The 21462-nt window shown below is 50.3% G+C and carries 20 protein-coding genes; 12 read left to right on the top strand and 8 right to left on the bottom strand.

Annotated elements, in window-relative coordinates:
- Window position 1 precedes the first annotated feature (1 nt).
- From J0A65_RS07570 to J0A65_RS07555, 4 genes are all read left to right on the top strand, one after another.
- Window positions 2–2776: a valine--tRNA ligase gene (locus tag J0A65_RS07570; protein ID WP_206593524.1), complete on the top strand. Its 2775-nt coding sequence runs from the start codon at window positions 2–4 to the stop codon at window positions 2774–2776.
- Window positions 2777–2972: 196 nt separating this feature from the next.
- Window positions 2973–5381: a S9 family peptidase gene (locus J0A65_RS07565; RefSeq protein ID WP_332874312.1), complete on the top strand. Its 2409-nt coding sequence runs from the start codon at window positions 2973–2975 to the stop codon at window positions 5379–5381.
- Window positions 5382–5474: 93 nt separating this feature from the next.
- Entirely contained in the window at window positions 5475–5804 is a 330-nt protein-coding gene (locus J0A65_RS07560; protein WP_206593523.1) for a hypothetical protein, read from the top strand.
- On the top strand, window positions 5801–6154 hold the full coding sequence (locus tag J0A65_RS07555) for a RidA family protein (protein WP_206593522.1): 354 nt from the start codon (window positions 5801–5803) through the stop codon (window positions 6152–6154). The genes J0A65_RS07560 and J0A65_RS07555 overlap by 4 nt, the downstream gene beginning before the upstream one ends.
- A gap of 41 nt (window positions 6155–6195) precedes the next feature.
- Here the strand turns inward: J0A65_RS07555 and J0A65_RS07550 are convergent, their stop codons facing one another.
- The gene (locus J0A65_RS07550) at window positions 6196–7422 is read right to left on the bottom strand and encodes a threonine/serine exporter family protein (RefSeq protein WP_206593521.1); all 1227 of its coding nucleotides are present in this window, start codon (window positions 7420–7422) and stop codon (window positions 6196–6198) included.
- Window positions 7423–7470: 48 nt separating this feature from the next.
- Between J0A65_RS07550 and J0A65_RS07545 the strand changes: the two genes are divergently transcribed.
- The 3 genes from J0A65_RS07545 to J0A65_RS07535 all read left to right on the top strand — a co-directional run bounded on the left by J0A65_RS07545 (window position 7471) and on the right by J0A65_RS07535 (window position 10726).
- Entirely contained in the window at window positions 7471–7782 is a 312-nt protein-coding gene (locus J0A65_RS07545) for a hypothetical protein (RefSeq protein ID WP_206593520.1), read from the top strand.
- A 285-nt stretch (window positions 7783–8067) separates the two neighbouring features.
- Window positions 8068–9246 carry an outer membrane protein assembly factor BamB family protein gene (locus J0A65_RS07540; RefSeq protein WP_206593519.1) on the top strand — a complete coding sequence of 393 codons (1179 nt, stop codon included), beginning with the start codon at window positions 8068–8070 and terminating at the stop codon, window positions 9244–9246.
- 4 nt (window positions 9247–9250) lie between these two features.
- Complete coding sequence (locus tag J0A65_RS07535) at window positions 9251–10726, top strand: GGDEF domain-containing protein (protein WP_206593518.1); 1476 nt, start codon at window positions 9251–9253, stop codon at window positions 10724–10726.
- 8 nt (window positions 10727–10734) lie between these two features.
- Here J0A65_RS07535 and J0A65_RS07530 read toward each other — a convergent pair whose 3' ends face one another.
- Window positions 10735–11292 (bottom strand): lipid-binding SYLF domain-containing protein, encoded by a 558-nt coding sequence (locus tag J0A65_RS07530; RefSeq protein ID WP_206593629.1) that lies wholly within the window; start codon window positions 11290–11292, stop codon window positions 10735–10737.
- Window positions 11293–11415: 123 nt separating this feature from the next.
- Here J0A65_RS07530 and J0A65_RS07525 point away from each other — a divergent pair, with 123 nt between their 5' ends.
- From J0A65_RS07525 to J0A65_RS07515, 3 genes are all read left to right on the top strand, one after another.
- A complete protein-coding gene (locus J0A65_RS07525) occupies window positions 11416–12267 on the top strand; it encodes an SPFH domain-containing protein (protein ID WP_206593628.1) in 852 nt (283 codons plus the stop codon).
- 251 nt (window positions 12268–12518) lie between these two features.
- Window positions 12519–12674: a type II toxin-antitoxin system antitoxin gene (locus J0A65_RS07520; RefSeq protein ID WP_463451314.1), complete on the top strand. Its 156-nt coding sequence runs from the start codon at window positions 12519–12521 to the stop codon at window positions 12672–12674.
- A gap of 94 nt (window positions 12675–12768) precedes the next feature.
- Complete coding sequence (locus tag J0A65_RS07515) at window positions 12769–12960, top strand: hypothetical protein (RefSeq protein ID WP_206593516.1); 192 nt, start codon at window positions 12769–12771, stop codon at window positions 12958–12960.
- Between the two features lie 23 nt (window positions 12961–12983).
- On the opposite strand, the gene rraB is transcribed toward J0A65_RS07515, so the two are convergent.
- Window positions 12984–13331, bottom strand: coding sequence for a ribonuclease E inhibitor RraB (gene rraB / locus J0A65_RS07510; protein ID WP_206593515.1), 348 nt, complete (start codon window positions 13329–13331; stop codon window positions 12984–12986).
- Window positions 13332–13397: 66 nt separating this feature from the next.
- Window positions 13398–14123, bottom strand: coding sequence for a 1-acylglycerol-3-phosphate O-acyltransferase (locus J0A65_RS07505; protein WP_206593514.1), 726 nt, complete (start codon window positions 14121–14123; stop codon window positions 13398–13400).
- 205 nt (window positions 14124–14328) lie between these two features.
- Here J0A65_RS07505 and J0A65_RS07500 point away from each other — a divergent pair, with 205 nt between their 5' ends.
- Complete coding sequence (locus tag J0A65_RS07500) at window positions 14329–15477, top strand: HD domain-containing phosphohydrolase (RefSeq protein WP_206593513.1); 1149 nt, start codon at window positions 14329–14331, stop codon at window positions 15475–15477.
- Between the two features lie 32 nt (window positions 15478–15509).
- Here the strand turns inward: J0A65_RS07500 and J0A65_RS07495 are convergent, their stop codons facing one another.
- The 3 genes from J0A65_RS07495 to J0A65_RS07485 form a co-directional block, all read right to left on the bottom strand.
- Entirely contained in the window at window positions 15510–16799 is a 1290-nt protein-coding gene (locus J0A65_RS07495; protein ID WP_206593512.1) for an amidohydrolase family protein, read from the bottom strand.
- Between the two features lie 119 nt (window positions 16800–16918).
- Window positions 16919–17266 (bottom strand): hypothetical protein, encoded by a 348-nt coding sequence (locus tag J0A65_RS07490; protein ID WP_206593511.1) that lies wholly within the window; start codon window positions 17264–17266, stop codon window positions 16919–16921.
- A gap of 182 nt (window positions 17267–17448) precedes the next feature.
- Window positions 17449–18336, bottom strand: a complete 888-nt coding sequence (locus J0A65_RS07485; protein WP_206593510.1) for a LysR family transcriptional regulator — start codon at window positions 18334–18336, stop codon at window positions 17449–17451.
- 92 nt (window positions 18337–18428) lie between these two features.
- Between J0A65_RS07485 and J0A65_RS07480 the strand changes: the two genes are divergently transcribed.
- Window positions 18429–19427, top strand: coding sequence for a YeiH family protein (locus tag J0A65_RS07480; protein ID WP_206593509.1), 999 nt, complete (start codon window positions 18429–18431; stop codon window positions 19425–19427).
- On the opposite strand, the gene parC is transcribed toward J0A65_RS07480, so the two are convergent.
- Window positions 19419–21462: DNA topoisomerase IV subunit A (parC, locus tag J0A65_RS07475; protein ID WP_232849799.1), on the bottom strand; the 2044-nt coding region annotated here is incomplete at its 5' end. The genes J0A65_RS07480 and parC overlap by 9 nt on opposite strands.

Raw genomic sequence — 21462 nt, 5'->3', positions numbered from 1 at the left:
GATGGATAAGACTTTTAATCCACAGAACATCGAACAAAGCCGTTACCAGCAATGGGAACAGAGCAATTATTTCAAAGCCAGCGGTAAAGGTGAGCCTTACTGTATTTTGTTGCCACCGCCAAATGTAACCGGCAGCCTGCATATGGGCCACGGCTTCCAGCAAACCATTATGGATGCGCTGACCCGCTACCATCGTATGAAAGGTAACAACACCTTATGGCAAACAGGTACCGACCACGCCGGTATAGCCACCCAGATGGTCGTCGAGCGTCAGTTGGCAGCCCAGGGTAAAAGCCGTCACGATTTAGGTCGCGACGCCTTTATCGAGAAGATCTGGGAATGGAAAGAACACTCCGGTGGCACTATCACTTCGCAAATGCGTCGCATAGGTGCTTCATGTGACTGGACTCGTGAAGCCTTCACCATGGACGACGACTTGTCCAATGCGGTACAGGAGGTCTTTGTACAACTGCATGAAGAAGGTCTGATCTATCGCGGTAAGCGCCTGGTTAACTGGGATCCTGTGCTGCACACCGCCGTATCCGATCTGGAAGTGGTCAGTGAAGAAGAAGCCGGCCATATGTGGCATATGCGCTACGCACTGGCCGATGGCAGCGGCGAGTTGGTGGTTGCCACCACGCGTCCGGAAACCATGCTCGGCGATACCGCCGTGGCCGTGCATCCTGACGACGAGCGTTACCAGGCCTTTATTGGCAAGGACATCCTTCTGCCGCTTTCCGGCCGTTTGATCAAAGTCATCGCCGACGATTATGTTGACCCTGAATTTGGCACCGGCTGCGTGAAGATCACACCAGCCCACGACTTCAATGACTATGAAATTGGCAAACGTCACAACCTGGACATGATCAACATTTTCACCAGCGACGCCAAGGTCAATAACAACGCGCCTGAAGCCTATCAGGGGCTGGACCGCTTTGCTGCCCGTGAAAAAGTGGTACAGGATCTGGATGCATTAGGTCTGCTGGTCAAGATTGAAGATCACAAGCTCAAAGTGCCGCGCGGTGATCGCACCGGCGCGGTTATCGAGCCCTATCTGACCGACCAATGGTACGTAGCCGTAGAATCACTGGCAAAACCTGCCATTGATGCGGTGGAGTCCGGTGAGATCCGTTTTATCCCAGAGAACTGGAACAAAACCTACTACCAGTGGATGTACAACATTCAGGATTGGTGTATCTCTCGTCAATTGTGGTGGGGACACCGTATTCCTGCCTGGTATGACGACAAGGAAAATGTCTATGTAGGTCGCAGCGAAGCTGAAGTACGCGCCAAGCACGGCCTGGCTGAGGATGTGGTACTGCGTCAGGACGAAGACGTACTGGATACCTGGTTCTCCTCGGCGCTATGGCCATTCGCTACGATGGGCTGGCCAGAGAAAACCCCGGAACTGGATACCTTTGTGCCCTCTTCCGTGTTGGTTACCGGTTTTGACATCATCTTCTTCTGGGTGGCCAGAATGATCATGATGACCAAGAAATTCACCGGCCGTATTCCGTTTAAAGAAATCTACATTACCGGCCTTATCCGCGACGAGCAGGGCAACAAGATGTCCAAGTCCAAGGGTAACGTATTGGATCCTATCGACCTGATAGACGGTATCGACTTAGAATCCTTGGTCGCCAAACGCACCGCTGGCATGATGCAGCCTCAACTGGCCGAGAAGATTGCCAAGCGCACCCGCGCCCAGTTCCCGGACGGTATTGCCGCTTACGGTACCGATGCACTGCGCTTTACCTTTACCGCCATGGCGTCCACCAGCCGTGATATCAACTTCGATATGGGCCGGGTAGAAGGCTATCGTAACTTCTGCAACAAGCTGTGGAACGCCTCGCGCTTTGTGCTGATGAATACCGAAGAGCAGGATACCGGCGTTAATGGTGGCGAGCTGGAACTAAGCCTGGCTGATAAGTGGATATGGGCGCGCTTCCAGCAAACCCTGACGGCTTTCGAAGCGGCACTTAAAGATTACCGCTTTGACCTGGCCTCACAGGCTATTTATGAGTTTACCTGGAACCAGTTCTGCGACTGGTATCTGGAGCTGTCCAAGCCAGTACTGAATGCCGACACCAGTAGCGAAGCACAAAAACGTGGCACCCGCCATACGCTAGTAAACGTGCTGGAGAGCCTGCTGCGTTTGATGCACCCCATCATGCCTTTTATCACTGAAGAAATTTGGCAGCGCGCAGCACCACTTTGTAAGGCAGATTACCAGGATAGCGACAGCATCATGCTGCAAGCCTTTCCGGTGCAAGACACCAGTCTGATTGATGAACAAGTACTAAGCGACATCGAATGGGTAAAACAGGTGATTGTTGGTGTACGTAATATCCGTGGTGAAATGGATATCAGCCCCAGCAAGCCACTGTCGGTGTTGTTGCGTAACGCAGGTAGTGAAGACAAGCGCCGTCTGGCCGATACCGAGCTGCTACTGAGCAAAATGGCGCGCCTGGAAAGCATCACAGTATTGCCCGAAGGTGACAAAGGCCCAGCGTCTGCCACCGCCATTGTTGGTGAAATGGAAGTGATGATCCCCATGGCTGGCCTGATTGACAAAGACGCCGAGCTGGCGCGTATTGGTAAAGCGCTGGAAAAACTGCAGGCGGATATGGCGCGTACTCAGGGCAAGCTGAGCAATGACAGCTTTGTCAGCAAAGCCCCACCTGCGGTAATCGAAAAAGAGCAGGCCAAGCTAGCGGAGTTCCAGACTCAGGTAGATAAGCTGTTGGAACAAAAACAAACCATCGAAAACCTGTAACGCATTGTGTTAGTTACCTAAAAGCCCTGCTCTGTGCAGGGCTTTTTTATCTCACGGCTTAGTATCAGTATTCGCTCGCATCCGGCCAGATTTCCGTCTCACCGCAGTTTCAATCTATCGAAAATCCTCCCCCAGCAAGAGGAGAATTGCGCTACTATCGAAGCGGATACAATAGCAATTATAAAAAGGACAAAGCGTGAAACGATTACTATGCATTCTGCTGGCGATACCGCTAAGCCTGCAGGCTACGACCGAACAGGATGAAGGCTACCGTTCCCCTCCGCAAATCATCGCCGATCTGGTGGATGCGCCCCGCGCTCCCGGCGTTACCGTTTCAGATGACAAGAAGTGGCTGGCCTTTATGGAAAGGCCAAGCACCCAAACGCTGGCCGAGTTGGCGCAGCCAGAAGAGAAGCTGGCCGGTCTGAAAATTAACCCTACCATCTTCGCCCCTAGCCGGGCACAAGGTTATAAGGGCATTCGTATTAAAAGTGTGGATGGCAGCGTAGATACCACCTTAAGTAATCTGCCCCAAGGTAAGATTATGGATGTGAGTTTTGCCCCAGACTCACAAAAATTAGCCTTCGTGTTAGAAAATGAGCAGGGGCTAACGCTTTGGATTTACCACTTAGCCAACAAACGTCTGCACAAGGCCAGTGACCGCTTCATTAGTGCGTCACTGCGGGGTGAAAAATACCTATGGCTCGACGATGCAAGCGGCCTATATACCAGATTAACTGTGGCCTCCGCAGATGCCCGCCCTAGACAGACACTGGCAGCCACTAAGCCAGTGATTCAGACCACAGACGGCAAAAAAGCCGCAGTACGTACCTATTCTGACTTACTTAAATCCCCATACGATGAAGCATTGTTTGAGTTTCTTACACGCTCACAACTGGCCAGAATTGACCTGAGCGGCAAAGTTACGCTGCTCGGTGAAGCAGGAATGATTAGTGAATATGCCCCGTCCCCCGATGGTCAATATTTGTTAGTTTCACAGTTGCAAAAGCCCTTCTCATATATGGTGCCTTATAGCCGTTTCCCTGAGCTGATTGAAGTCTGGAATACCAGCGGCAAGGTGGTTAGAACCCTGGCCAAGCTGCCATCAGGTGAAACTATTCCGAAAGGCTTCGACTCGGTGCGTGAAGGCCCCAGGGATGTTCACTGGCGTGCCGATGTGGCAGCCACCCTGGTCTGGGCTGAAGCATTGGATGGCGGCGATATGAGCAAAGAAATGGCCCATCATGACGCGGTATACAGTTTGGCAGCCCCCTTCTCCGCTGAGCCAAGTGAAATGTTGCACCTGGAGCGTCGCTATAGCGGCATTCAATGGGGAAATCAGAGTCTGGCCGTGGTCAGCGAATGGCGCTTCAGCGATCGCATGCTGCGTAGCTGGAAATTCCAGCCCGCCGATCCTAAAGCACAGTGGGTATTGTTCCAGGAGCGTTCCTATAACGACAGATACAAAGATCCTGGCAGTTTTGTTCGCCAGCGCAATCAATATGGCCAGTCGGTGATCAAAATAGACAATGCCAGCCAGGTTTATCTTAGCGGACGCGGTGCCTCTCCTCAGGGCAATGTGCCGTTTCTCGAGCGCTATGATTTTAGTAATGCCAATAAAGAACGCCTCTGGCAATCTGAAGCACCTTATTATGAGCAGGTTATGCTGGTGCTGGACGATAAGGTCAGCAAGTTGCTGACCATGCGTGAATCACAAACAGAGCAGCCTAATTTCTTTGTGCGCGATCTGAGCTCAGGTAAGTTGGATAAATTCAGTGATTTTCCACATCCTAGCCCAGGGTTTGTAGGGATAAGCAAAGAGCGCATTCAATACCAACGTGCCGATGGCGTCGCTTTAAATGGCACACTGTATCTGCCGCCTGGCTATGATAAATCTCAGGGGCCATTGCCGGTGTTGATGTGGGCCTACCCGCGCGAGTTCAAAGATAAAGACGTAGCCAGTCAGGTGAAAGACTCCCCATATGAGTTTGTGCGGGTCAGCTACTGGGGCCCAATGCCTCACCTGGCACAGGGCTTTGCGGTATTTGACGATCCGACTATGGCCATTGTGGGTGACGGGGATGCAGAGCCCAACGACAGCTTCCGCACCCAACTGGTGCAAAGCGCCGAAGCAGCAGTGAAAACTCTGGTGGACAAAGGCATTGCCGACCCAAATCGCATCGCCATAGGCGGGCATTCTTACGGCGCCTTTATGGTGGCAAATTTATTGGCACACAGTGACCTGTTTAAAGCTGGCATCGCCAGAAGCGGTGCGTATAATCGCAGCCTGACGCCGTTTGGATTCCAGGGCGAAGAACGTAGTTTCTGGGAAGCGCAGGATGTTTATTCCACCATGTCGCCGTTTTTCCACGCTGAGAAAATCAACGAACCTATGTTGATGTTGCATGGCGAGGATGATCCTAACTCGGGCACCTACCCCATGCAGTCTGAACGTATGTTTGCAGCCTTAAAAGGCCTGGGCGGAAAAGCGCGGCTGGTGATGCTGCCACATGAGCAGCATGGCTACCGGGCACGAGAGTCATTGCTGCATATGCTGTGGGAGCAACATCAGTGGCTCGAAACACACGTTAAAACAGCGAAATAGCTTATCTGGGGGGCTTATGCTCTCCTTTTCATGACTGCTCAAAATAAGTCATAGAAGGTAACACACTGATATTTATAGAGTTTTGAGGTATCTGTGAAAATCAGTCATATATTCTGCGCCAACCTGGCGTTTACTTGTTTGTTTTTGGTGTACTTTGAGCTGAATATTCCTTTTCTATTCAGCGCCATGATGCTGTTGTTTATCCCATTACGCTACTTTCGAATGAGTCGTAATGGTTTCACCAACGCCATTTGGTTTCTATTTTACAGCGCTACACCAGCCTTTATAGACTTTACCATGTTGGCTATTAGTCCCATGGAGGAGTTAGTGGCAATTGCCCTGATTATATTGGCCATAACCTATTTGTATTTTTTCTTTGGCCGCTTCGGCGTACACAGAATTAAATTGGAGCACGCAAAATGAGTATCCAGCGCATTAATCCTGGAAAACGCATGTCGGATATTTGTATTCACAATCAGACTGCCTACTGGGCAGAGGTGCCGGAGAATCTGCAAGCAGATATCGAAGTACAAGCCCAAGACCTATTAAAGCTGGCGGAAGGTACTTTGGCACAAGTGGGTAGCAGCAAAGCCGGGCTTATCAGTGCCACCATCTATTTGAAGGACAGAAGCCTGTTTGATGGCTTCAATAAGATATGGGATGCCTGGCTACCTGAGGGCAAAGCGCCGGTAAGGGCCTGTATTATTGCCGAGCTGGTGAACCCGGACATGCTGGTTGAGATAGTCTTTACCGCCGCGGCTGGCGACCAATAATTCCCATCGGGCCGGGCATCCGCTCGGCTTGAACACTTTCACTAGAGTGCCTTTTTGGTTGGCATCACCACGTTGGCAAAAATCAAGCCTGCCACCAAAGACATAAAGATCAGGAAGGTTTCCTGACCTACATGCTCGGCGTGCACGAAGTCCTGCCCTGAAACAAAGGAATTCAAGCCTATATAGGTCTTTGAGCCAGGCACCAATACAATCAACCCCTGCATCACCACGATACTCGCCGGCGCATTGGCCAGGCGGGTAAAGAGGTTAGAATATACCCCCACCGCAAAAGCCCCCACAAAGGTAGCCAGCCCGTGTTCCAAATATGGAGCACTGAAAATACTCGCACCATAGGCGATAAACCCCGACAGTAAAGCCCAGGGTGCGTGCTTAAGACGGATGCGGAAGATCACAATCAAAGATGTGCAAAGCAGTAAGATAGCCAGCCAGGCCATCCAACGCGGTAAAGGCTCAGCAGGTACAAACTCGGCTTGGCCAAACATACCGAAGCCAAAAGCAATGCCGAGAAACGCCCCAAAGTACAATTTAAACAGCAGCATAATGGCATCCATCACCCTGGCGGTACCTGATACCAAATGCCGGGAAGAAAGCTCGGCCAATCCTAATGCCAAGGCCAGGCCGGGTATAAATACGATAATGGAAGACAACACCACCAAACGGATATTGATACTAGCATCCAGATAACTGCTAATGGCACAAGCCAGCAGACCCGCTGTCATCGCAACCATAGGCTCCAACATGTGGGTGACACGACGTGACTTACTAGCCCACAGCACCCAGCAGTAGACCACTAAGCCAATCAGGCTGGACCATAAGACATCATGCCAGCCGGAGCCCAGCAACATAGCAAAGGCGCCACTGGATAAACAGAATGCACCACCAGTAGCCAAAAGGTTGTAAGGGTTAGGCAGGGCGTCAATTTCATCCAGAAGCTTATCAGCCTCTGTCAGCGTCAACTTGCCGTCCAGCAACTGTGTCACCAACTCATCGGTACGCGACAGGGAGCCCAGGTCCAGCTCACCTGGCTGTACTCTGGCGGCATGCGTGTACTCATCCTCATGCTTATCGCTCCAGATCACAAAGGTCAGCGACGTCGGCGTGGAGATAAATGATGCATGTACGCCCAGATAAGTAGCAACTTCGGTAAGGTGCGCTTCCTGACGAAAGGCTGGCGTACCGTATTTATGCAGCATTTTGCCAAGCTTAACGATAAAACGTCTTATCTGAATAAAATCGGCCTTATGCACCTTGCCTGTTCCTCAATAACTAACTGTCTTGCCTGCCTCGGATAGGCTTTGTTAGCTGATATCCGAGGAATGGGGGCTAAATCGGGCGCGGATTGTAATGTCAGTGCCCCGCACATACAACGCATATTTTTTATACAATTCGCATTAGCCTGGCTAATTCTAGGTGCTGCCAAACAAAAAACGCCTGATCGATATCAGTATTCCCGTATATTCAAGCGAATTCCACTATCTATTTCTGCAGACACTTCAAAGAATAACTTAGACAATCAAAGGCTTGGCTGCGAATTCAATTATTTAGCAAAAGGAACAAATATGCCCTTCGGTGAAAGGATAAAGCAACTACCTAATGAAGCCGCCTGAGTCGGCTGCAACTGATTTCAGCGGCAGATACTGAACCATCATACTTATCCGAGGGATGTGGCAAATGGTTTGCCATAAATAGGGACGAATAAGCATTATAGGCAGCCGCTTTTTTAAGCTATTTCCAAGCTCCAAACCAACACAAGTAAAGCTGAAAATCTACGGCTGACAGCGCTCAAATTGACCCAATGCCGGAATGCTGGTTCAATCAAATTAACCCGCAGTGCAAGTGCAGTTCTAAGCGGCTTCAGTAATACATGTATCAATGGAAGAAGGGGTATACGAATGGGAATCTCATCACAACCGGTCTGGACCACAGAGCCGCAAGCAAGCTATCAAATTAACTCAACCGCCATCAGTGCTAACGGCCAAGTATGTGTGCTTGGCACTTCTCAGGAATACGGTAATGGTGACTTCTCGGTGTTTTGCTATAACCAAAGCGGTACGCTGCTCTGGCAAGATAAGATCGGCGAAGATATCTACCAGGGTGTGTACTGGGTTGCAGTAAGCGGCAATGGTCAGTTCGCGGCAGCAGGCGGCACCCTTAGCCAGCAAGGTACGGATACCGGCTTTCTGTATGCTTACGACAGCGCTACTGGCAAGCGCTTGCTGGATTTGCAAACCCAAAGCAGGGTGAATCAGGTTGCACTATCTGAAACCGGCGAAACACTGATCGCCGTGGCTGGTAATCGATTGCTACTCTGCGTACTGAAAAATGGCCAGTATCAGCTAACAGACCAATATATTTATACTGACCAGTATTGCCAAAGCTGCCAGCTAAGCGCAGATGGTTGCACTGCCGTTGTGGCAACTACTCGCAGTTATGATGTTACCGAAGGTGCGGCGGGCACAGTCGGCCACTTTCCCATCTATGGGGACAAACTGCAATCTCCCGCCCTTTACCAGGCTGGGGCCGGATTGCAGCGTGTGGCTATAAGTTATGATGGAACCTGGTGGGCAGCGGCCAGTCATGACGGTAAGGCATTGGCATTTTGCCTTGAACTTCCCACACACCCTGCCTGGTGCTATCAACCCGAGGACTTTACGCTTTCCGTTGCTTACGCTATTGCCATTCAAAAAGGTGTCGATGGCGCGGTTTACCTGGTGTATGGCGTCAACCTTGCAGAGGAAAGCCACGGTTGTTTATTCGCGGTGAAGTCAGCCCCCAGTATTCCATGCACACCAATGGCTATATGGCAAAAAAACACTCAGTATGATCCAAACCCTGGCGTAAACATGGATAGTCAGGCAATCTATGCAACGGCAACGGATGGTCAGCCTGAAAAATCAGGGCAGGAAACGCCGGGGAATTTTTACCTGATCGACGTGCAAAGTGGTGAAACCTGTTGGCAGCTTCCCACATCTCTGATGAATTGGCCCATGGCCATTAGTGCTGATGCCAGTGCCATATTTGGCGCCAGTGACAACGGTCGCGCCTATTATTGGTCGTCATCTGAAGGGTAATCTATTGCGTGAATCTCCTGCCTCGGGCAAGTTTCATCTGAAGTCAGTTACCAGCCACCATCTACTGGATAGCCGGGAGATGCTGCGCAGCCTTGCACTAGGCGGAGCCTGGCTTTTGTTGTGGCGGCTTGCTGTTCTGATGGAATATGCCCCACATGCCAGTATCTGGTTTCCTCCGGCCGGCCTGAGCTTTGCTGCCTTTCTGATTTTAGGCTTACGGGCCTTACCCGTTGTCATGTTGTGCAGCTTGATTGCCACCTTCTGGGTTGACGACCTTTATCAGATGCAACAATCCTGGGTGCAACTTGCGTACACTGGAGTATTATTCGGTGCCGCCCATAGCTTTTCCTACTACTGCGGAGCTGCACTGCTAAAGCAGTTGATACGCCGCTCATTTAGCGATGCCCTACCGAAGATCATCCTCAGTTTCCTGATTCTTGGCACCCTCTCATCTTTGCTGGCAGCCTTAACGGGTACACAAGTACTGGCAGGCAGCGGACTGATTGAGCCACAGGACGCCGGTGCCATTTGGCTCCCTTGGTGGATTGGCGATATGGCCGGTACCATTGTTTTGACACCGTTATTTATTGGTTTACTGAGCTGGCGTTACCCTTTGATTGAAAGCTGGTTAGGCGGCTTAGATTTCCAACGCAGCGGCGAAGGTATGTATGGTTTTTTAAGCAAGCTATTGATAAGTACATCCCTACTTACCTTAACCATGTTGCTGGCTGCCAAGTTCCGTTATTCAGAAGTGTCCTTCGCCGTGTTCTTTTTGATCATTCCACAAATGTGGATTGTCTACACAGAATCTGCCTTTCGTGCAGCACTAAGTCTGGCAGTATTCAGCATATTAATGGCAATTTGGGTAGCCGCCCTGTCTTTGATGGATTTCGCACTGGTGTACCAGTTTGCCATTTGTGTCATTTCAGCTAGCGCCTATTTCGGGCTGGCGGTGCCTGTTCTAACCGCACACAACAAACAACTGCGGGAGCTGGCCCTCAATGACAGTCTGACTAAAGTCGCCAGCCGCCTGTACTTCTTCGAACAAGCAAAGCAGGAATTAGCAAGAGCGAAACGCTACGGACACCCCATCTCTTTGCTGGTATTCGATATAGATCACTTCAAACAGATTAACGATGAGTTTGGTCACACAGCAGGAGACAAAGCATTAATTGCTGTCGCAGATACCATCAGTAAAGGACTGCGTCAGTCCGATATACTGGGCCGCTTTGGTGGCGATGAATTTTTACTTTTATTGCCTGGAACCGCCCTTGATAAAGCCACTGAAACAGCAGAGAGACTGCGCCAGGCACTGCAGGCAGTTAAAGTGGATGGTACCCGACATTTTCTGTCAGGCAGCTTTGGTATTGTGCAAATCGAACCCAACGAAGATTGTCAGGAAGCCTTTGAACGCGCAGATGAATGCCTGTTGAAGGCAAAGAAAGCTGGCCGCAATCAGATATTCAGCGACCAGCGCTAAAGAAAACCTTAATTCAAAGAATCATCCTGCCAATACTTGGTGCCTTTAATGGTCGCTTGCAGGGCTAACCCCGCTTCTGTTAGTTGATAAATTTCAACATCGTCGGCGACAATTTCCGCCGCTGCAGCGCCGCCCTTATCATCGGCCTTGGCTGCAGCATCTGCATGGGCTCCGACCATCCAGCCGCTTTCCACAAAACGGTCAAAGGCTTTACGGGTTTTAAAAATATACACCGCCCGAAAATCCTTCACACCCAGTCCTAAACCAATCCCTGCCTCCCCCATTTTCATATAGGTGTCTTTGCCACTGGCATTGTCATGCGCCAACCCATAACCACCAGAAAAGCTGGCAAGGATGACATTCACATTGGCGTTACTAAACACCGCATAACCAGGTGCACTAGCCATCTTCTGACGGATATTGGACTGATGCTTTTGCACCGATGACACGGTTTCCTGAACCATTTTTTGTACTTCTGCACGACGCTGGCCAACAGTTTCTTGCGATGTCGATGCGCAAGCGACAAGCAGCAGAGCCATAACAACTGAGGCAACAAGTCTAATCATTGTTGGTTTTCTCTCTTTCGTTGAATACAGAGTAAACAGCATAAGCAGCAGAAAAAAACTTGCAAGTAAGCTTTTTAACACCTAAAGTGATATCACATTGATATCATATAGAGTCAAAAAATGATTAAAGAGAAAACTGGATTTTCACTCAATGGTTATGTGGTAATCGCCATTTTGCTTGCCGTACTCGTCATTGCTCTACCCCAAATAGGTAAGCTAACAGATGTCACTTCCATCATTAGCCTCGTGCTGCTGGGTTTGAATACAGCTGCCCTGGCTGGCTTTATGATGGTGCAACCTAACCAAGCCAAAGTTATGACCTTGTTCGGTGCCTATGTAGGTACGGTTAAAAAGAATGGACTGCGCTGGACTATCCCGCTATTTAACCGCCGCACGGTGTCACTGCGTATCCGCAACTTCGAGAGCGGCAAGATCAAGGTAAATGACAATCAGGGTAACCCCATCGAAATCGCCACCATAGTGGTATGGTCGGTCAGCGACAGCGCAGAAGCGGTATTTGAAGTCGATGATTACGAAAGTTTTGTCAACATCCAGAGCGAATCGGCTCTGCGTAATATGGCCAGTTCTTACCCATACGATCCACAAGAGGAAGATGCCATTGCCCTTCGCAGTCACCCTCAAACCATTTCTGACAGCCTGAAAAAAGAAATTCAGGATCGATTGGATAAGGCCGGCGTAACAGTGCATGAAGCCAGAATCAGCCACCTGGCTTACGCCCCGGAGATTGCCAGCGCTATGTTGCAACGCCAGCAAGCCAGTGCCATCGTTGCGGCGCGCACGCGCATTGTGGAAGGGGCTGTCGGCATGGTGGAAATGGCATTGGATAAACTGCGTGAAAAAGACGTTGTGGAGCTGGATGAAGAGCGTAAAGCAGTGATGGTTAGCAACTTATTGGTAGTGCTGTGTGGCGATAAGCATACTCAGCCAGTGATCAATGCTGGCAGCCTTTACTAGCCTGAGCTTACTGGCGGTGGTAAGCACCCTTACCGCCGCTGAATCAGCGTATAATAAAATGAAACCAGCAGTGGAGACATCTTGCGAGGTCGTTGTTCTAATGGCCCCACACCAGCTTGCACATATCGACAACATAGTCACCACTGACCGCTATGGCATTTGTTACCCATCCGTTACGACCCAATTTTTAAGGTATAAGTTTGTCTAAGAAAGCCTATCCACTTCGCATTAATGCCGACGTCCTTGCCGCTATGCAGCGCTGGGCAGACGATGAACTGCGTAGCCTGAATGCGCAAATAGAGTATGTACTTCGCGACGCGTTAGTGCGCCAGGGCAGGGTCAAGCTAGTGCAAAAAGTCGTTACAGAAGTGGAAGAAAAATCGCCGGATAGCCCACAGGACGAGTAAAAAGAAGAAAGCACAAAAACAAAATCATCTGGCATGGCTTTTGAATTAATAACGTCATTCAGCCTCGAGCAACAGAATTTTGACGGAGTGTCCGATGACCACTAAAGCCTTGATCAATAACATTGAAAAGTTATCAGTAACCTTGAATGAAGGTCAGCTTATTCAGTTTTTGGATATTATGGATGCTATGGCTGCCCTACTGGCGGAAGCACAAGGGCAGGATATTGCTAAGCAGGTTCAGAGTCAGGCCGAGTTCTCAGCAATACTCCCAGTGGGAATTCACTAGCGCAAGAACACGGCCAGGGGGAGTTACTCGACGAAGTACGTACCCCAACCGTCATAGTGCACATCATGCTTATCGGCAATAGCCAACAAGGTGTCAGTGTCTTTGTTGATAACGTCCAGCTCCAGCGGACGCTCTATTACCGCGTCAAAGCAGAACAAGGTACCGCCGTCGTCCAGCACCAACTCTTCGGCATCACCCACTTCAAAGCCCGCCTTAAAAGCGTCAACCGCGGCCTTTTCCAGGCGGTCAAAGTTATCGCTGGCAAAATGATACTCAATGGAATGCGGCAATTCGGCATTGCTGCCGTCATTTAATAGCGCGTCAATGGTTTCCTGATTGAATTCATACCATTCGTTAAGTTCGGCACTCATTGTTGTGTCCCATCTGTAGTAAATTGCCCGCAGTCTAGCCTGCTTTTGCGCTATCGCCAATTAACATCAAGCCTTCGCTTCCAGTTCGGCAACTTCTTTGTTCAGCTGTTCAAGCTTGTCCTGCATTTGCTGATAAAAATACTGCGTCCATTCTTTCAATTCTCGACTGTCATCCAGTACCACAGGCCCGGTAACATCGACCAGTACCACACCATTGTTCCAGCGGTTCCACTTAATTTTATTGTGTAGTTCGCTGGCACAGATCATACACACAGGTTCGTTAGTTTCCCGGGCAATTCGGAATGCCCCGGTTTTAAACGGCAGTAGCCCACGTCCATTACTGCGTGTACCTTCAGGAAAGATCCACACAGATATACGACGTTGTTTAATTTTACGAATGGTTTGTTTAAGGGTACTGCTGGCTTTGCTGCTATTTAGCCTGTCAATCAGGATGTTACCCGACAACCAATACACCTGACCCATTAAAGGCACCCACACCAGGCTCTTTTTACCAACAGTCACAGTGCCTGGCTGAGTGGCAGCGCAGATAGTAATTAAGTCATAACTGTTCTGGTGATTACCAATAAACACATATGGACCACCGGCTTTTACTTCCTCTGCAACCCGCACCACAACCCGCACGCCCAATAAACGTGAAATACCCGCATATAGTCGGGCGCCGTGATGCACATTGTCACGATGAAACGGCCTGACCAGACAGATCAATAACAACAACAGATTAACGACGACGAAATAGAGCAAAACCAGCGGGATACGAATCAGAGCAAGCACAGCAACACCCAAGAATCAATCAGGTCGCAGAGTATACCCTTTTTCATCCTTGAGGATATCTGATCAGTAATATCCATCTTGGTATCAGCGGGATGCTCAGCCATTAAGGCAAAGCGCGTCAAAGGTGATGAAACTATCTCGCAGTCCGATTACACTCTGTGACACAAGATAGTTTCGCTGATGATGCGAAGAATAAGGCAGCAGCATGCAGACATTCCGACATGATGATTTGGACAACGATATCCTTAATGACCTGTTAGAGGAGATCAACGAGCTCTATGAGGCCAGCGAACAAACGCTGATGGAATTAGAGCTGCAACCTCAGGATAACGAACTGCAACGTGCACTGTTTCGCTCTATTCACACTATCAAAGGGGATTTGGGCTTAGTCAATTTCACCCCCATGATCCCCTTACTTCAGCATGTTGAAGATTTGCTGGATTACCTGCGTAAAGGGCAAATTCGCTACACCAGCACCATGAGTGACCTGGTATTGCTAACCATGGACAGGGTAAAACTCTTTGTACAAAGTTGCATTCAGTCTGGTAGCGCCCAATACGACGAAGGCCTTTATCAGCTACTGGTTAAACAAATCGCCCGCATTAAACCAGATAACCCCCAAGAGCATGAGAAGCTGCTGGCCGAGTCAGTGTTGTTGCTGGACCCAACTCTGGATGCCCATCCTTCGGCTTCACAAGCACCTGTGGCAACAACAGAGAAAAGCAGCGGCGATGCACTGGATGACATTGGTCTGCATGGCGACCATGATGACGATGAACATAGAGATATTATCTTCTTCCGGGAATTGATGGAGCCGGTGGAGCGCCGCTCTCAGTATTGGCGTGGACGCGGTGACCGTATTGCCCGGTTGGCGCTCTATCTGAATAAACTCAAAGGCAACCCAGTTGAACCCAACCAGTTAGCGGTGGCTTGTTATGTTCATGACTTTGGCATGGCTTTTATGCCATTAAAAGTACTGCACAAGAATACCCCGTTGGAGCAAGCTGAATTTAATCTGATGCGCTCTCACGTTTATAAAAGTGCACGGCTACTTGAACACCTTGATCAGTGGAATGAGGCACGTAAAATCGTTATCCAACACCATGAACGCATTGATGGTTCTGGTTACCCTTTGGGTCTAAAAGATGCGGATATTTGCGAAGGTGCCAAGCTTCTGGCGATTGTTGACACCTTTGATGCCCTGACCCACGCCCGCGCCCATGACACTCACACAAAGCGCCCGAAAAAGCGTGCGGTGATGGAGATCAACCGCGTTGCCCCCGGTCAATTCTGTCCCAACTGGATAATGGTATTTAATCAAGCCATGGCCAGTCTGTTGCTCAGACAGGAATAAGGTAAGCATCAATGACCGTAGCTCTTTACCTTCTATTGAGGGCCAAACTTGCCTTCCAAGCCAGCTAGCAATTTAGCGGGAGAGTATAGTTCGCCCCCCTTTATTACCAGTTTTACATTACGAATAACGCCAGGGTCAGCAGATAAGTCACCTTCAAGTATAACCAGATCTGCCAAGTATCCCTCGCTTATACGGCCAACCTTCTCCCCTATGCCAAGGGCTTCCGCTCCATTTGCAGTAGCAATTTCTAACGCTTCATGCACACTAAAGCCAGCTTCGACCAGCAGTTCAAATCCTCTTTGGTTGCCATAGCCGGGCAGCACATGTCGTCCGGGATCCGGCCCCATTACAAGCCGCCCTCCGGCCTTAGAGAATTGCACTTCAAAGGCCATTAGTTTACCTAAAACAGAGGGAGGTAATTGACCGCCGGTTTGTCTAAGGCGATGCTGACGTGTTTCGTATTGCTCCCGCCAGGTCTCAGACAGAAGCACCAGACTGCGCTCATCTGCCTGTGGGCGATGAGCAAAATGGGATTCAATAATCGCCAAAGTTGAAGTTAAGGTGACCTGCTTTGCGACTAGCAGGTCGATTAGCAGTTTTATTCTTGGATCATCCATTTCCAATCCGGCCAATGTAGAACGGTTCGAGATACATTGGCCTGTAGTCTTCTCCGCAATAAAGTCTGAAGCAGAGATTAAACCATGTTCGATACTGTCTATACCTAACCGAGCTGCTTCACTAAATGTGAGAGAACATAAATGGCCGGTTACCTTACGTCCTAGCTTATGAGCCTCATCGATCACTGCCTCGGCAATATGAGGTTGAATATGGCGATATAGCTTAAACCATGTTGCCCCAGACGCGGACCAATCACGAACCAGCTGTCTGGCCTCATCCGGTGTCTTCGGTTTGGCCATTGGCCCGTTACCATCTGGCCCAGTAAGATAGGGGGCCGTTGGGAAAATTCTGGGGCCTGCAACGTCCCCCGCTCTAATGGCTTCAGTTAACGCCAGTTCTGACGAAAAATCAGCACTTCCGGCGGTCTGCACTGTAGTTACGCCGCTGGCCAACCACAATCTGGAAGCGCTTGCCCCCATAAAGGTCTGTCCTGGCATATGGGTATGGTCATGCATCCCAACAAGACCAGGAATAACGGTATGGTTTGGCAAGTTCAGTGTCTTTACATGTTCGGGCACAGATACATCAGGACCAGGGCCAATCTTTGAGATTCGGCCATCCTCTAACAGAATGGTTTGCGCCCGCAGGACACCCTTGCTGCTCAGGACGTCGACACCTATTAACGCAACAGACTGACGAGGCATGACCAAGTACTCTTCCGCTTTGTGCGCAGCTAAAGCAAATGTCGCGCAGCACCAAAATAGCGCAAGTCTAATTCCAGATCTTATCAATCTCCCTGGCAATTTCCCCCCTGATACATTCATCAATATAGGCACTGGCAGCTTAGCGGTTTCAAATTGACCAAGCTGCCAGATCTAATCCCTTTTTTCTTATTCAGCTCGCGGTCATAGCTAAGGCGTTTAGCCGCATCCAATGTCAGCATCTGCATAAACACCTTGGCCTCAGCATCACTGCCAGTAGGTGCGCCGGATTCACCACCACCGAAAACATAGGTCGGTACCTGGCGGCGGGCGAAGGCGTCGGCCCAGAGCTGCTGTATCTTCACTTCGGCGTCCAGTTTTTGTGCCAAGGCATTGTCGGCCTGCAATATAACCTTTTTTTGGTAAGCTTCGGCTTCCGCTAAGGTACGTACCGTTTCAGCTTCTATCATGGCTTTCTCCAGCTCAATCTGCGCTGTTTCCTTACTGATAGCGGCTTGATCTCGCTAGGAAAAACGAATTTATTGGCAAGCTCAGACATAGACCCTTCCCTGATGTAAATTTAATAGTCTGCCTCCGCAATCCAGCGGCTTTGTGCATGGAAGACAGCAGTACCTATCGGCTTTCTTCAATATTAATTTGTGCTTAACATGAATTTGAATGCCTGAGCCAAAGGAGACAAGGGGCGCTGCTGAAGCTGTAACAAAAACAAGGGACGATACAGACTCTTGCTCCAGGCTGTATCCAACACTTGCAAACGCCCCAGGGTAAGTAACTCCTCACAAACTTTCAATGGCAGAATAGACAATCCCAGCCCCGCGGCCACAGCGCGCGCGATCCCCTCATTACTGCCAATCTCCAGGCTTGATTCAGGCACTATGCCAGCATCCTGCAGGTGTTGCTCCATCCAGCTTCGGGTACCTGAGCCAGGTTCCCGCCACAGCCAACGCAACCTATTCAGATTTTTACCATTTACTTGCCAATCTGCCGGGCAAACCAGTTTCAGCGGCTCATCATACCAATGGCTGACGGCAATCCGAGGATCGCTGACTTGCCCCTCAACCAGTGCCAAATCTAACCTGCAATCCAACAGTGCCTGGCAGATTTCCTCGGTATTGCCCGACATGGCGCTCACCTGAACATCTGGATACTGGGCACAAAATCTCGTAAAAACGTCCGCTAACCAATATCCGGCAATGGTACTGCTCGCCCCCAGATGAAGATGGCCGCGCTGGCAATCAAGTCGGGCCTGCAAGTCATCAATAGCAGCGCGCTCCAACGCAAAGATACCTTTGGCATGTTCCAGCAAAGCCCGGCCATGCTCAGTTAGCTGCCATTGACGTCGTCCTCTCAGAGAGGCACTGGTGCGCTCCAGTAAGGCCAGGCTCAATTGGCTTTCCAGCTCCGCTACGCCTTTTGATACGGCGGGTTGGGTGATAGCCAATTGCTCAGCGGCGCGGGAAAAGCTCCCGAGTTCCGCCACATGCATAAAGATCCTGAGTAGATGCAGATTTAAATACATAACTACAACTCATATTTTTATGAAATTAATACATTATTCTTATATAAAATACCGTTCTAAGATATACCAATGTTCTCCAAAGGAGATGTTGTATGTCGCTTTCTCTGCCTATTTCTCGCCTCAGCCATATTGCCGCCCTCCTGTTACTTGGACTACTCAGTTGGGCATGCATTACTGCTAATCAACTTGGCTGGGTGACGGCATCACCGCTTATGCTGGCAATATTGCTGGGTATGGTGCTAGGACACTTTGGCTATCAGCACCTGGAAACCCGATTCAGTAACACAGTGCAGTGGGCTAAAGGGCCCTTGCTGCGCCTCGCCATCGCTCTATACGGCTTTCGTTTAAGCCTGGACCAGATTCAGCAGGTCGGGATCAGTGGCGTGCTCTTAGCAGCCTTGATTCTAACCATCACCATCAGCACAGCGCTATGGCTGGGTAAGAAGCTGGGACTGGATAAGCAAACCAGTCTGCTGGTGGGGGCAGGTAGTGCTATCTGCGGCGCAGCGGCGGTGCTGGCCTGTCAGTCACAGCTCAAAGCCAGTGACGAAAAAGTCTCAGTTGCCATAGGCTGTGTGGTGTTGTTTGGCAGCCTGGCCATGCTGTTCTATCCCTTGGCGTATGCCTTACTACCTGTCACTGAGCACCAGTTGGGTTTGCTGATTGGCGCTACCGTGCATGAAGTCGCTCAAGTCGCGGCCGCTTCCGGTGCCATCAATGAACCTGTGCAACAGGTGGCCGTTATCGAAAAGATGCTACGGGTGATGCTACTCGCCCCCTTTTTACTGTGGCTTGGCTGGTTTCATCAAAGTGAGCCGCGCGAAGAGGGTACAAGGCTGCATATCCCCTGGTTTGCGCTGGGCTTTCTGGCTTGTAGTTTAATTAGCTCCGCGGATTGGCTGTCAGGTGATAACCTCGCGGCGATTAGGTACGCCGACGAGCTGATGCTGACTATGTCTATGCTGGCATTGGGGCTAAACACCCGCATTACTGATGTCGTAAAAGCAGGGCGCCGCCCCTTGCTGATGGCGGCGGCGCTATTTGTGTTGCTGATTGGCGGTGGACTAATCCTGACCCTGGCTTTAACTTAAATCCAGGGTCGGAGCGTCATTGCCCGGCTCTTCGGCCTCTACGGCGGTTGCTTTACCGTCGGGCAATATCACCTCAATCCCATCTACACGTTGCAAGCCACGGGGTAGTTTATGCCCTCTACGGCCTCGTTCTCCCTGGAAGTGACTAAGATCTTCCGCACTTAAGGTCATGCCGCGTTTGCCTGCCAGCACCTTAACCTGAGCACCGTCCGGCACCACGGCCAGCACCTTTACGTACTCTTCACGGGCCTGAGCTTTGGCAGAAGGAATACTGATGATCTTATTTCCCTTCCCTTTACCCAACTCAGGTAAATCCTTGAGCGGGAACATCAGCATCCGCCCCTCATTGGAGATAGCCAGGCAGTAATCGCTTTGTAAGTTGCGTACACGCTGCGGCGTAATCACTTTGGCTGCCATAGGCAGACTCAGGTAGGCCTTACCAGCCTTGTTCTTACTGACCATGTCAGCGAACTTGCCAATGAAGCCATAGCCAGCGTCTGACGCCAGTAAATACTGGTCGTCATCATTGCCCATCACCACATGTTCAAAGCTCTCACCGCCAACAATATTAAAGCGACCGGTTAATGGTTCGCCCTGACTACGAGCGGATGGCAAGGTATGGGCATCACAGGCAAAAGTTCGCCCTGAAGAATCCAGGAACACGGCCTGTTGATTGCTACGCCCTTTCGCTGAGGCCAGGTACTGGTCACCTGCCTTATAGCTAAGACCAGGGGCATCCACATCATGGCCTTTGGCACAGCGTGCCCAGCCTTTTTCGGACAGAACGATGGTTACCGCTTCCGAAGGCACCAGTTCTTTTTCCGACAGCGCCTTGGCTTCAACCCGCTCAATGATAGGTGAACGGCGGTCGTCACCATAATGTTCGGCGTCTGCCAGGATTTCTTTCTTAATCAGATTTTTAAGCTTGGTGTTAGAGCCAAGAATAGCCTGCAGCTTGTCACGTTCAACGGCTAATTCATCCTGCTCACCGCGGATCTTCATTTCTTCCAGCTTAGCCAAGTGACGTAACTTCAACTCAAGAATAGCTTCGGCTTGTTTATCACTTAGCCCAAATCTGGCCATCAATACAGCTTTAGGCTCCTCTTCGGTGCGGATGATGTGAATGACTTCATCGATATTCAAAAAGGCAATCAGTAAACCTTCCAGAATATGCAGTCGGGCCAACACCTTTTCCAAGCGATACTGCAAACGACGGGTCACTGTATCGCGACGAAACTCCAGCCATTCACTGAGAATAGTGCTCAGGTCTTTGACTTTGGGCCGGTTGTCCAGACCAATCATATTCAGATTGACCCGATAACTTTTTTCCAAATCCGTCGTCGCGAACAAATGCTGCATCAGCTGTTCTACGTCAACTCGGTTAGAGCGCGGTGTAATTACCAAACGAGTGGGGTTTTCATGGTCGGATTCATCGCGTAAATCACTCACCATGGGCAGCTTTTTGGCCTGCATCTGAGCGGCGATCTGTTCAAGAATCTTGCCGCCTGACGCCTGATGCGGCAACGCGGTAATCACTACTTCGCCATTTTCTTCACCGTATACAGCGCGGGCCTTGATGGAGCCCCGACCAGACTCGTAGATCTTCTGGATCTCATCCCTTGGCGTAATAATCTCGGCTTCAGTAGGATAATCCGGGCCATGCACAAATTGCATCAGCTCTTCAACCTGGGCCTTGCCGTTATCCAGCAAGTAGGCACAAGCCTGCGCCAGCTCGCGTAAGTTGTGCGGTGGAATATCGGTGGCCATACCTACCGCAATGCCTGTTACGCCGTTCATCAGAATATGCGGCAAACGGGCTGGCAGCACTTTAGGCTCTTTAAGGGTGCCGTCAAAGTTGGGTACCCAATCTACCGTGCCTTGTCCGAGTTCACTTAACAGCAACTCACTGTAGCGGGATAAGCGCGCCTCGGTATAACGCATGGCGGCAAAAGATTTGGGATCATCTGGCGCTCCCCAGTTGCCCTGAACATCCACCAGAGGATAGCTGTAGGAAAATGGCTGGGCCATCAGCACC

The sequence above is a fragment of the Bowmanella yangjiangensis genome, assembly GCF_017255015.1.
Lineage (GTDB): Bacteria > Pseudomonadota > Gammaproteobacteria > Enterobacterales > Alteromonadaceae > Bowmanella > Bowmanella yangjiangensis.
Note: the sequence above shows the minus strand (reverse complement) of the source record. Positions and strands in the feature narration are given on the sequence as shown.

Coding starts and splice junctions, on each gene's coding strand:
- J0A65_RS07520 (WP_463451314.1), top strand. CDS start 12,519: ATGCAGCGCTGGGCAGACGATGAACTGCGTAGCCTGAATGCGCAAATA.
- J0A65_RS07515 (WP_206593516.1), top strand. CDS start 12,769: ATGACCACTAAAGCCTTGATCAATAACATTGAAAAGTTATCAGTAACC.
- J0A65_RS07480 (WP_206593509.1), top strand. CDS start 18,429: ATGTCGCTTTCTCTGCCTATTTCTCGCCTCAGCCATATTGCCGCCCTC.
- J0A65_RS07570 (WP_206593524.1), top strand. CDS start 2: ATGGATAAGACTTTTAATCCACAGAACATCGAACAAAGCCGTTACCAG.
- J0A65_RS07555 (WP_206593522.1), top strand. CDS start 5,801: ATGAGTATCCAGCGCATTAATCCTGGAAAACGCATGTCGGATATTTGT.
- J0A65_RS07485 (WP_206593510.1), bottom strand. CDS start 18,336: ATGTATTTAAATCTGCATCTACTCAGGATCTTTATGCATGTGGCGGAA.
- J0A65_RS07500 (WP_206593513.1), top strand. CDS start 14,329: ATGCAGACATTCCGACATGATGATTTGGACAACGATATCCTTAATGAC.
- J0A65_RS07495 (WP_206593512.1), bottom strand. CDS start 16,799: ATGCCTCGTCAGTCTGTTGCGTTAATAGGTGTCGACGTCCTGAGCAGC.
- J0A65_RS07490 (WP_206593511.1), bottom strand. CDS start 17,266: ATGATAGAAGCTGAAACGGTACGTACCTTAGCGGAAGCCGAAGCTTAC.
- rraB (WP_206593515.1), bottom strand. CDS start 13,331: ATGAGTGCCGAACTTAACGAATGGTATGAATTCAATCAGGAAACCATT.
- J0A65_RS07540 (WP_206593519.1), top strand. CDS start 8,068: ATGGGAATCTCATCACAACCGGTCTGGACCACAGAGCCGCAAGCAAGC.
- J0A65_RS07530 (WP_206593629.1), bottom strand. CDS start 11,292: ATGATTAGACTTGTTGCCTCAGTTGTTATGGCTCTGCTGCTTGTCGCT.